This window comes from Candidatus Lernaella stagnicola, from assembly GCA_030765525.1.
GTDB lineage: Bacteria > Lernaellota > Lernaellaia > Lernaellales > Lernaellaceae > Lernaella > Lernaella stagnicola.
The window spans coordinates 127,052-137,945 of record JAVCCK010000035.1 but is presented as its reverse complement, the minus strand read 5'-3'; the positions used below and the strand labels follow the sequence as shown (position 1 = coordinate 137,945).

General features: G+C 56.2%; 11 protein-coding genes. 4 read left to right on the top strand and 7 right to left on the bottom strand.

The window, feature by feature from the left end; translation table 11 throughout:
* On the bottom strand, positions 1-401 hold a 401-nt coding region (locus tag P9L99_16820; GenBank protein ID MDP8225025.1), incomplete at its 3' end, for a response regulator.
* Positions 402-692: 291 nt separating this feature from the next.
* Here P9L99_16820 and P9L99_16815 point away from each other — a divergent pair.
* The gene (locus tag P9L99_16815; GenBank protein MDP8225024.1) at positions 693-1,130 is read left to right on the top strand and encodes a hypothetical protein; all 438 of its coding nucleotides are present in this window, start codon (positions 693-695) and stop codon (positions 1,128-1,130) included.
* A gap of 22 nt (positions 1,131-1,152) precedes the next feature.
* Here P9L99_16815 and P9L99_16810 read toward each other — a convergent pair whose 3' ends face one another.
* The 6 genes from P9L99_16810 to P9L99_16785 all read right to left on the bottom strand — a co-directional run bounded on the left by P9L99_16810 (position 1,153) and on the right by P9L99_16785 (position 7,252).
* On the bottom strand, positions 1,153-2,127 hold the full coding sequence (locus P9L99_16810) for a hypothetical protein (protein ID MDP8225023.1): 975 nt from the start codon (positions 2,125-2,127) through the stop codon (positions 1,153-1,155).
* A 343-nt stretch (positions 2,128-2,470) separates the two neighbouring features.
* Complete coding sequence (locus P9L99_16805) at positions 2,471-2,968, bottom strand: transposase (GenBank protein ID MDP8225022.1); 498 nt, start codon at positions 2,966-2,968, stop codon at positions 2,471-2,473.
* A gap of 117 nt (positions 2,969-3,085) precedes the next feature.
* Positions 3,086-3,919: a phycobilisome rod-core linker polypeptide gene (locus P9L99_16800; protein ID MDP8225021.1), complete on the bottom strand. Its 834-nt coding sequence runs from the start codon at positions 3,917-3,919 to the stop codon at positions 3,086-3,088.
* Between the two features lie 688 nt (positions 3,920-4,607).
* Positions 4,608-5,345, bottom strand: a complete 738-nt coding sequence (locus tag P9L99_16795; protein ID MDP8225020.1) for an MlaD family protein — start codon at positions 5,343-5,345, stop codon at positions 4,608-4,610.
* Between the two features lie 165 nt (positions 5,346-5,510).
* Positions 5,511-6,473 carry an electron transfer flavoprotein subunit alpha/FixB family protein gene (locus P9L99_16790; GenBank protein MDP8225019.1) on the bottom strand — a complete coding sequence of 321 codons (963 nt, stop codon included), beginning with the start codon at positions 6,471-6,473 and terminating at the stop codon, positions 5,511-5,513.
* Entirely contained in the window at positions 6,470-7,252 is a 783-nt protein-coding gene (locus tag P9L99_16785) for an electron transfer flavoprotein subunit beta/FixA family protein (GenBank protein ID MDP8225018.1), read from the bottom strand. Before P9L99_16785 ends, P9L99_16790 begins: the two co-directional genes overlap by 4 nt.
* A gap of 178 nt (positions 7,253-7,430) precedes the next feature.
* On the opposite strand from P9L99_16785, the gene P9L99_16780 reads away from it, so the two are divergent.
* From P9L99_16780 to P9L99_16770, 3 genes are read left to right on the top strand one after another with little or no spacing between them, the layout of a single operon-like run.
* Positions 7,431-8,639, top strand: coding sequence for an acyl-CoA dehydrogenase family protein (locus tag P9L99_16780; GenBank protein MDP8225017.1), 1,209 nt, complete (start codon positions 7,431-7,433; stop codon positions 8,637-8,639).
* A complete protein-coding gene (locus P9L99_16775; protein ID MDP8225016.1) occupies positions 8,636-9,721 on the top strand; it encodes a phosphotransferase family protein in 1,086 nt (361 codons plus the stop codon). Before P9L99_16780 ends, P9L99_16775 begins: the two co-directional genes overlap by 4 nt.
* 22 nt (positions 9,722-9,743) lie before the next feature.
* Positions 9,744-10,712, top strand: a complete 969-nt coding sequence (locus tag P9L99_16770; protein ID MDP8225015.1) for an EFR1 family ferrodoxin — start codon at positions 9,744-9,746, stop codon at positions 10,710-10,712.
* The last annotated feature ends 182 nt before the right edge of the window (positions 10,713-10,894 follow it).

Sequence of the window (10,894 nt, the reverse complement as noted above, 5' to 3'; positions counted from 1 at the left end):
GCATTTTTCCGCTTGTATTCAAAAGACCGGCGCGCGACGGCGCGCAGGCGCGCCAGCAGTTCGCGGGTTGAAAAGGTTTTGGGCAGGTAGTCGTCGGCCCCGATTTCCAGGCCCACGATCCGATCGGTTTCGTCGCCGCGCGAGGTCAGCATCAGCACCGGTATCTCGGAATGCTGTCGGAGTCGGCGCAACACCTCGAACCCGTCCATGCCGGGCAACATGACATCCAGGATGACGACGTCGTACCGGTCCGTGCGAGCTTCATCCAACCCTTCCCCGCCCGTATAGGCACTGGTTACCGCGTAACCGAAAGGCGCGAGGTAGTCTTCGATCAACCGACACAACTTGCGGTCGTCGTCGATCACCAAAACGTTCAATCTCGCCTGGGCGTCCGAGGGCATGGCCGGGGCTCTCCATTACGACAGGTTTGGATTTCGCGCTACTTCGTCCTACACCAGATAAACAAGTCTACCGGAGGGGGGCAAGCATTTAAACAAAACCTTTACAAACCGATCGGTCGCGTTAGCGCGTACCGCGCGTCCGCAGGCGCCCGGCCGTGCAAGCACGAATCGTGAGCCTGTTGGTCGACAAAGTGATCGTCCACGAAGACGGCGCCGAAGTGCTCATGGGCTCCGATAGTCTGCACAGTCTGGTCAACTAACTGGACGACAGATAAGAAAGGACAGCAACGAATGGCTGAAAAGAAAGACAAGATCAATCTCCAACGCAACGGCGAAAACATTCGTATCCACATCCCGCTGAAATTCAAAAAACGTGGCGGTCGAAAAGAAATCATCACGCCGGAAGATTATCAGGCGACCGACATGGGCCGTTCCAAAACCCAGCGGCCTCTGGTGGTTGCCCTGGCGCGAACCTCCCGCTGGCCGGAACTTCTGGAAACTGGAAAGATCGCATCTATCGCCGCGCTCGCCAAGCGTCTTAGGGTGGACCGCGCTTACGTGAGCCGCATCCTCGATCTCACGCTGCTCGCCCCAGACATCATCGACGCCATTCTCGACGGCAGGGAACCGTCGGGCTTGTCGCTGGCCCGCCTCACCAAGAAGCAGATTCCACTGCTGTGGGAAGAGCAGCGAGAAAACTACGGTTTGGGAAACAAAGAATTCTCGTAACTCTACAGCGGAATAATATGATTCAGTAATTCAATTTTGGAACTATAATTTTCAATTCCGATGGTTCAACGCCCATTTTGGCGATTTCTTCAGCTTCAATATAATCAACGCTTGAATTATGATAGTTCGCAATCCAAAATAATTTCTCCCCAATTGAGGCATCTTGAGAATGGCTACAAAATTCTTCTATCCTTGTGATGACCGCTTCTTTATGCTCTTGAATGAATTTTGCAAACCACTCTTTCTTTGTAACTCTACGATTGCCTTCAATATAATCCATGAACCACACGCCGTCGTGGTCTTTTCGAATTTGGCCCTCAATCATTTTATTTAAATCAATTACTACGCCAGCTTCATGGGTCGCAGCTGCAAGCTCTGGCGAATGAAATAAATCGAGAACGTTGGAATCCACAACGATTCTGGGATAGCGTGCCAGTCTTGATTCGAGTCTATATGCCTTAATGAGAGCGGGGCCAAAAACATGAGATTCTCCTACATTTATAGCGCCGATTGTTATTCCGCCTCGTAATAATATTTTCTTTAATGCTAGATCAGCTAAAATACGATTCAACACGAAAAATTCGTAGACGACCATCATTACTTGCGAAAATAAACTTGAGACGGCAAAGAGGGGGACAACTCTCACAATCGAGTCGGAGAAATTGATGGTTTGCATTCTGTTCATCTGTTTCTTTGCAATATCTTCCGGTTTTAGTATGTCGTTAAGATCACTTGTTGCCTGTGCAAAATCCTTTTCCCATTTTTTTCGCTCTTCAAGAGTAGCGATTTTCTGCTTCGATGTTTTGAGCATCTCGAGCCTACCCTTTATCTCTTCAAATTTTTGAGACAAGTTTGATATTGGGTCGGGCTGAGAAATAGACCGCATTGCTTCCAAAATGCTCTCGATTTTCTCGGCAGATTGCTCCTCAGAAACAAGACTCGAAAACCCAAGGATGTCAAAAAAAGTGACGAGGCAGTTCTTGTACTCAGAGGGCATGGAACACTCCCCACTCGACAGGTTGGTTGACTTGGAGACAGGTTCGAAAAAGCTGTCGTTTCATCATTCAACATATTCTGCCGTCGCAGATCGGCGTTGTCCAGGCAAGATTCGTGAGCAGTGGAAGTACTGGAGCATTGCAATCGCGGAGGTTCCGGGGACAGTAAATAGAAATTCACTCTTTTGTTTTCTTTTCCCACGGTTTCAGTGGCCGCAATACCCGTCCCAATGCTTTCTCCAGCCTTTCCACAAAGGAGTTGCTGCCCAGCGGCCTGCCCGTCTGTTCGTGTTTCCGAATTTGACGTACCGTCTCTTCGGGATTTTCTTCATCGAGATATTCTTTTTAATCATCGATCATTTCAAGCAGTGGCTTGACCAGAACCAGACGATCGTCCCGCCCGGCCAGGTGCGCCGCAGCGCTGCTCCACGGGTAGTCGCCAGCCTTTTCCAACATCCCCGCACGAACCGGGTTTTGTTTCACGTACCGGGCGGCCGCGAGTAAAGGATATTCATCCATGGGATATGAATGGAACCGCTCCTGCCACAAATGGCCCCGCCATCCCTCCCGGAATTTAATCCTCCGGGTGTACCTGCGGTGGCCCTCGCCAATGGCCAGTCGCAAGCTTTCCTCGGTCCTCGTCGGCACGGCAATCAGATCGACATGATTGCTCATCAGGCAATAGCCCCATATTTCGACGGCGTGTTTCGTGCACCACCCGGCCATGAGATCGAGATAGGATTCATAGTCCTCATCGCAGAAAAACGTCGACTGCCGACGATTCCCTCGTTGAATCACATGATGTGGATGCTCGACCGCCACGATTCGAGCAATGCGTGCCATGAGCGAACCCTATCAAACGGTAGATCTTCCTTCATTTTCTATATACTGTCCCCGGACAATCCTGTCCCCGGAAAATCCTTTTGTCGACAGTGCCCCGAGAGAATGCACTTATCCTCGTCATTCATTGTAAGGAACAATTCTATCGCCAAATCGATTCGAATACTCCTGGGAATTCACATAGTCATCAACATTCCGAGAAATCTCACCGTGTTTCTCCCACTCACTTTCCAATTGAAAGGCCCTACCTTGAACCACAGAATGGTTCTCAGGTTCTCTTGCTAAAAATCTTAAATAAAATTGCCGCGCAAGTTCCTCAAATTCTTGTTGTTCAATAAGTGGAAGCCAAGAATCTTTTTCGTTTCCTAGCAAACGAATTAATTCTCGTGGCACACTGCCAATGTTCGCATAAATTTCTCTGTATTTTGTCATGTCTTGGTCTTCTAATTTTTTATGCTTTATTTGAATATAAGCATTTTTAATAATATAATCATCGTCGACAGCCAAATGCCTTTCAAGAACTGCAGATACAGCTATAGATAATTCATCTATATTTGAGTATACTTTTCTGTCTATGCCATCAATATCGCTTGGAATAGACTGATGGGGAGTGTAGGCCGGATTAAAAAAGATATAGGTAGGAATGTCAAGGCCCATTGCTATGCCTAATTCCAGAATAACATTAGCGTTCCACATGCTTACGTCGAAAAGGGCCATCCTGGATGCTTTAATCTGAGCAGCGATTTTTTGTAAAAGCATTTCCCCTGTATGCTCATTATCAGCGAAGATAAAGTTAGCATGAAAATTTGACTTCAATCTGAGGTAAGTGTTCCTATAATCATGGAGGTTTTCCAAAGAGTATGGATAGGCTACGAAAACATCTCGCGATTCGGCATTATTGATGACAGCTAAATCCTCGTGACGAATAATCTGATTTCCGTTTGTTTCAGCCATGATCAAGCCTTTCTAGAAAAGGAAGTTGTATGTGCACAGGCATTGAGAGTCAAACCTTCGGAAAATCGCGTCTCGTAGCTACTTGATTTATAAGCACTCTCATCTTTAGGACGAGTTGCGCGAAGTCCATGCTTCGCCTTCGCTCGGCACGGGAAAGATTCAGAGAGAGAGCCGCCTTCGCCAAAGCTACGGCGCCCAGGGGGCGAAAACGGATATTGGGGGCCCAAATGGGGTCTTTCGGGCACAAACGCGTGCAAGAGATCGGGTGCAGCGGTTGCCGTCCCGTCACTGGAAACATCTTTTGTTTTGCGCGGTTGTACGTGGCGGCGCAAAAGACCCTCCAATTACGTTTGTATACGTAAGGGTACACGATCTATTATCCACAACTGGGCGAAGATGTCAAAAATGTTTTTCTCGCAAAGGCTCGGCCTGAGCCTGATTTCAAATACTCTTCAAAGGAGCGCGCTTTGGCTTCGTCGGCGAACCAATGGTAGGACACTAACCGCCAGGGTCGATATCTATTCGTGTGTACCGATTTGCCGGAATTATGCTCGGCAAGGCGGCGCTGCGGATCATGGCTTAATCCGACATAATAACGATCAGGGTGTGCGATTCTTTGTAATCTATAAACGAACAAAGACTTTCCCTGTACAGGCAATGTGTCCGCGGTCGCTATTCCGGCACCGCGTCAGGGTGCGGACTTCTGTCGCAACGCTTCCAGGGCGTGGTCCAATTCGCGCGCTTTTTTGACCTCGCCGAGTTTTTCGTAGTGCTGCCGGGCTGCTTCAATTTGGCGCTCCAATTTCGGCAGCGTTTGTTTCGCGAGCTTTTCTTTTTGCTCGACGGTGGCCATCTCGATTTTTCGCGTCGCGACCGCAACGGAATCCAGCACGTATTCGAAATCCTTCGACGCCACGAATTCATCCAGGTCGTCGGTGAGTTGGTCGACTTCCTCCACGAGGTCGGTTAGTCCGTCTTTTACCGAGCGGCTGGTGCTCACCACCCGGTAGCGGAACCACGAGACGCCATGCAACGACTGCCCGGTCGCCAGGGCTTTGCCCGACGCATAACGGCACATCATGTGTACTTCCGGTTTCGCTTCATTCCCGGCTAAAAATCCCGGCTTTTTGATGGCGACCACGGGGTTTGCGCAAATGCCCGCGGCTTGAGTGGCCGGGATCGACAGCGTCACCCGCGCGCCGCCGTTGGCGAGGCCTTGGATCGCGGCGACCTTGCCGACTTGCCGCCCCTCGAAAAAGACGACGGCTTCTTGTTGCAGCCCGTCGAGGTCGTCGAACGACACGTAGACGACGGCCGGTTTGGGAGCGAACAGATTCCCATCGCAACCGGCGCATGCCGCGCTCAGGATCAGCACGAACGCGGCGATCAAAAACCAACGACTTCGAGTTTTCGATTCTCCAACCATGACACCCTCCACGTTCGTCCGGGGAAGCTCACAACAATCGATCGTGTTGAATGAAACCTGCGGGCGAGCCGTCAGCCGATAAATTGCCACCTTCGCGATTGATTGTCACCTGTATCGTGTAAGACAGCGCCCGCCGCGATTATGTTTCACCACTGGAGGTTGATGTTAGTCCGCCTCGCGCAGCAACGACAGCAATACCGGCAGAAATGCCTTGACGTCCTCCACGACGCCCACGTTCGCATGCTGGAAAATCGGCGCGTGCTCGTCCTTGTTGATCGCCACCACGAACTCTGCCTCCCGCATACCTTGCACGTGCTGCGTGGCTCCCGACACGCCGCAAGCGACGTACGTTCTCGGCCGCACCGCAGCGCCCGTCTGGCCGACCTGCCGCCGATAGGGTAGCCACCCCGCATCGCATACCGGCCGCGAACCGGCCACGGCGCCGCCCGCGAAACGCCCGGCCAGTTGCTCCACCACGGCCAGATTCTCCCGCGCGCCGATCCCCCGCCCCGCGGCAAAGATGATCTCCGCTTCGGCCAGTTCGGTGTCGGTCGCCTCGGCCACAGCGACACCTCGATAGGTAATTCGCTCGTCGCCGATATCGAAATCAAGATGCGTGACGCTGCCGCTACGCACCGTGTCGCCTTTCGCAAAGGAAAACGCGCCCTGCGCCACCGTCACGACCAGCGGGTAGTCGCGCACGGCGGCCCACTCCGCAATCTTCGCGTTGTGCGACGCGCGGCGAACCAAAAGTCGCGCGCCTTCGCGCGTGAAGTCCTCAACGCCGGTGATGCAGTCGCCGTCTAGCACCACGGCCAGCATGGGCGCGATTTGCCCGCCCACCACTGTTTGAGGTAGGCACACGCAAACCGTTTCGAGCGAATTCACCACGTTCGATAACGCCGCCGCCGTCAGTGTGCGCCCGGCCGGGCAATGCACCGCGACGACATCCAAACCGGTTCGTTCGGCGAAGCGTGACGCGAGTTCGTCGATGTCCACTCCGACGATTACCGCCAGGGGCAAGACATCGAGCAAGGAACTCAAACGCACGGCGCACGCGGCCGACTCGAAGGAAATCGGCGTGATTTCCCCGTCCAAATGCTCAACGCCGACGATGATTCTTTTCATCGCTTGTCCGTTGCGAAATAGTGGCGCTCGCGCAGCAGCCGAGCCAGTTCCGCTGCCTTCGCCGAGGTGTCACCCGCCAAAAACCGTGTCTGCCGATGTTGTTGCGGAAACTCCATTTTCGTGATCGCGCGCTCCCGGCAGCCGGCGTCCAACTCGACAGCCGACAACTCCGCGACTTCGCTTTGATTGGCGCGCAGCATCAGCGACAGCTTCGGATACCGTGGCTTGTTCGGCCCGCTTTGCACCGTCACCAACGCCGGGAAACGCAGCGCGAAAATCTCGCGCCGTCCGCCTTCCACCTCGCGCGTCACCGCCGCGTCGCATTCCTCGTCGAGCCCCATGTCGACGACATTGGTGACACAGGGATAATCGAGCAACGCCGCGATCATCGGCCCCACGGCGGACTGCATCGCGTCTTCGGACATCACGCCCGCGAGGACCAAATCAAACCGTTCCCGCCGGCACAATTCCGCCAGGCACGCGGCGATGGAACGAGCGTCGAGGTTCGCGTCCGCCGCAATGTGAAAACCGCGATCCGCGCCCATGCCCATCGCGCGGCGCAACACCTGCACGACCCGGGGCGGACCGACCGAGGCCACCGCCACCGAACCGCGACCGGCCGCTTCCCGCAGGCGCAACGCAGCCTCCACGGCGTATTCGTCATATCGATTGAGTCGGTACTCGGTGTGCGGATCCGTCGCCAATTCCCGACCGTTCGCATCGATTCGCAGTTGCGCATCGACATCGACGATTTGCTTGACGCACACGAGAATGTTCATGAGCTCCCGTCCCGATTCGTTCTGTCCCGTAAAACTACCGGTCGACTTCGGCGAGTGCAACGGCCTGTTTCTTGACTTGTCGCCGAGCGGTTGCGAAGATGCCGCGATACGCCGTCCGGTCCATTAGGCGGACGCGTACGTCGCACACTGATTCTCGACATAAATGGGGAGATGACCCGTGGACTTTTCGATTTCGGAAAAAATGAAAACGATCCTCGCGCTCATCGATGAATTCGTCGACCAAGAACTGATCCCGCTGGAACCGGAGTTCATGGTGCATGAATTCCGCGACATGCTGCCCGCGCTCCGCGAAAAGCGAAACACCGTCAAACAGATGGAACTTTGGGCCCCGAACCAACCGAAGGAATACGGCGGCATGGGCCTAAACCTCGTCGAGCACGGGCTGGTATCCGAAGCGCTCGGTCGCTCCCCCCTCGGCCACTACGTTTTCGGCTGCCAGGCGCCCGATGCCGGCAACATGGAAATTCTGCACCTGTACGGCAACGACCGGCAGAAGGAGACCTACCTCTTGCCGCTGGCGGCCGGGGAAATCCGCAGTTGCTTCGCGATGACTGAGATCGACCTGCCCGGCTCCAACCCGGTGATGCTCGCCGCGACGGCGGTCGAAGACGGCGACGATTACGTCATCAACGGCCGCAAGTGGTATACGACCGGCGCCGACGGCAGCCAATTCGCCATCGTCATGGCCATCACCCATCCGGACGCCCCGCCGCACCTGCGCGCCAGCATGATCATCGTCCCCACCGGCACGCCCGGCTACGAACTCGTGCGGAATATCGCCGTGATGGGGCACGAAGGCAGCGACTATTTCAGCCACGGCGAGGTGCTCTTCCAGAACTGCCGCGTGCCGCAAGAAAACCTCCTGGGCGGCGGCGGCTTCGGCTTCGCCATCGCGCAGGAACGCCTCGGCCCCGGCCGCATTCACCATTGCATGCGCTGGCTGGGAATCTGCAAACGCGCGTTCGACCTGCTTTGCGCCCGCGCCAACGAGCGCCTCATCTCTCCGGACGGCCGCACCCTCGCCTCCAAGCAGATCGTGCAATCGTGGATCGCCGAGTCGGCTGCCGAAATTCAGGCGGCCCGCCTCATGACCTTGCACGCCGCGTGGAAGATCGACCGCGAAGGCGCGAAGGCTGCGCGCGATGAGATCTCGCTGATCAAATTCATGGTCGCCAACGCCATGGGGCGCGTGGTCGACCGCGCCTTGCAGGTGCACGGCGGGTTGGGCATGACGGACGACACGATTCTCGCCTTCTTCTACCGCCACGAGCGCGCCGCGCGCATCTACGACGGCGCCGACGAAGTGCACAAAGTGTCGTTCGGCAAACGCATGGCGCGACGCTACGCCGGACGCCGGGTGAAATGAGGGCACGAAGCATGGGCGTGGAATTCATCGACAAAGCCAAGCCGATTCGCAGCGGCGAAGAACTCCCTTGGGACAAAGTGGAAGCTTTCCTGAAAGACACGATCCCCGGTTTGCAGGGTGACTTGCAGGTACTTCAGTTCCCCAGCGGCTTCTCGAACCTGACCTACCTGGTCTCGATCGGCGACCGCGAACTGGTGCTGCGCCGCCCGCCCTTCGGCACCAAAGCCGAGACCGCGCACGACATGGCCCGCGAATACAACATTTTCAGGGCACTGCGGCCCGTCTTCCCCTATTGCCCCGAGCCGCTGGCGTACTGCGACGACCCGGCGGTGACCGACGCGCCGTTTTACGTCATGGACCGCATTCGCGGCATCATTTTGCGCGCTAATCCGCCCAAGGGCATGACGCTGAGCCCGGAACAGGCGCGCTCGTTGTGCGAAAACCTCGTCGACCTATGGTGCAAACTTCACTCGCTCGACTACCACGCGGCGGGCTTGGGCGATTTCGGCAAACCGGAAGGTTACGTGCGGCGGCAGGTGGAAGGATGGAGTCGCCGCTATCGCCGCGCGAAAACTGACGACGCGCCGGATTTCGAAGCCGTCATGGCGTGGCTTGCCCAAACCATGCCGGCGGACAGCGCGACGCCCGCCCTGATTCACAACGACTACAAGTTCGACAACCTGGTGCTCGACCCGGACGACCCCACGCGCATCATCGGCGTGCTCGATTGGGAAATGGCGACCATCGGCGATCCGCTCATGGACCTGGGCGGCTCACTTGCCTACTGGGTCAGCCCCGCCGATCCCGACGACCTGCAGATGATGCGGCAGTTGCCGACGCATCTACCCGGCATGCTCACGCGTGACGAAATCGTGGCCCTCTATGCACAACAAATGGGCCGCGAGATCGACTCGTTTGATTTCTATTATTGCTTCGGCCTGTTCCGGCTCGCCGTGATCGCGCAGCAGATCTACTACCGTTTCTACCACGGCCAAACCAAAGACCCGCGCTTCCAGATGCTGGTTTTTGCCGTGCAGATCCTCGAGAAAACCGCTCGCGCCGTCATCGAACGCGCCGGCTGAACCGCTCATAAAGGGAACCACCATGAACCGTCGCCGTTTCCTAACCGTAATGACAGCAACGACCATTGCAGCCCGGTGCGGTCTCGGCAAAGCCCGGGCCGATAATCCCGGCAGCCGGCCCCCGCAGGCGGCCCAACCGATCGAGGTTAAAAAAGCGGCCGTCGTCTGGTACAGCCAAACCGGCCATACCGAGCGCATGGGCCGTTTGATCGCCAAGACACTGGAAAAGGAAAACATCGCCGTCACCGCCGGCGCGTGCCGGGAAATGCAAATCGAGGCCCTGGCAGAGGCGGATTTAATCGTACTCGGATCGCCGATTTTCTACGTCGACGTGCCCGAAGGGATGCAGCGCTTCCTGCAAAAGTTGCCGCCCCTCGCCGGGAAAGCCGGAGCCGGATTCGTCACCTATGGCGGCATCGGTCACAATGTACAAAACACGGCCGTTCGTTTGCTGCACGCGATGCGCGAGCGCGGCGCGATGCCGGTCGGACACACGGCGTTCGGCAACATGTCGGCCTTTGCGCCAACGTGGTCCTTCGGCAACGACAAACGCACGCTGCAATACCGGCACCTGCCCAACGAAGACACGTACGAACAGGCGCGTGAATTCGCCCGGCAAATCGTCCTTGCCGCGCGGAACGGCCAAGAAGACACAAGTGAAACCAAGTTCAGCATCGAGGACATGTCGCGGTCGTTCAACCTACGTTGGTGGACGAAGCTCGGCATCAACCACCACACCATCAATCCCGAAACATGCATTCAGTGCGGGGCTTGTGAGGCCACGTGCCCGGTCGGCGCCATCCACCTTCAAGCTCGCCAAATCGACCACGACCAATGCATCCTTTGTTTAGGGTGCGTGAACAACTGCCCAACCGGCGCGCTGGAAATGGAGATGCTGAACACGCGTTTGCTCGGCTTTCGCCGTTTCTGCGAGCAACGAGGTGTCAAGGTCGTACCGCCTCCGGAACTGGCAGACGCCCCCACAGGGTAAGAGCCGGATCGCATTTTTTCCGACACCGAAAGACAGAGCCGGTCGCAACTTGAACCGGCCCCGTTTTGTTGTAAGCTTGCCGGTTGTGTCGGCTCGGTCGTCGTGACTTCGAAGCCCATGGATGGCGTCTTTTAGATCGAAGGCGTCGATGGACCGCGGCCGTTTGCCCGGGAAGGAATGGT

What these genes read in the sequence shown, in the direction of transcription:
- P9L99_16815 (MDP8225024.1), top strand. Translation starts at nt 693, where the DNA reads ATGGCTGAAAAGAAAGACAAGATCAATCTCCAACGCAACGGCGAAAAC.
- P9L99_16810 (MDP8225023.1), bottom strand. Translation starts at nt 2,127, where the DNA reads ATGCCCTCTGAGTACAAGAACTGCCTCGTCACTTTTTTTGACATCCTT.
- P9L99_16805 (MDP8225022.1), bottom strand. Translation starts at nt 2,968, where the DNA reads ATGGCACGCATTGCTCGAATCGTGGCGGTCGAGCATCCACATCATGTG.
- P9L99_16800 (MDP8225021.1), bottom strand. Translation starts at nt 3,919, where the DNA reads ATGGCTGAAACAAACGGAAATCAGATTATTCGTCACGAGGATTTAGCT.
- P9L99_16795 (MDP8225020.1), bottom strand. Translation starts at nt 5,345, where the DNA reads ATGGTTGGAGAATCGAAAACTCGAAGTCGTTGGTTTTTGATCGCCGCG.
- P9L99_16790 (MDP8225019.1), bottom strand. Translation starts at nt 6,473, where the DNA reads ATGAAAAGAATCATCGTCGGCGTTGAGCATTTGGACGGGGAAATCACG.
- P9L99_16785 (MDP8225018.1), bottom strand. Translation starts at nt 7,252, where the DNA reads ATGAACATTCTCGTGTGCGTCAAGCAAATCGTCGATGTCGATGCGCAA.
- P9L99_16775 (MDP8225016.1), top strand. Translation starts at nt 8,636, where the DNA reads ATGAGGGCACGAAGCATGGGCGTGGAATTCATCGACAAAGCCAAGCCG.
- P9L99_16770 (MDP8225015.1), top strand. Translation starts at nt 9,744, where the DNA reads ATGAACCGTCGCCGTTTCCTAACCGTAATGACAGCAACGACCATTGCA.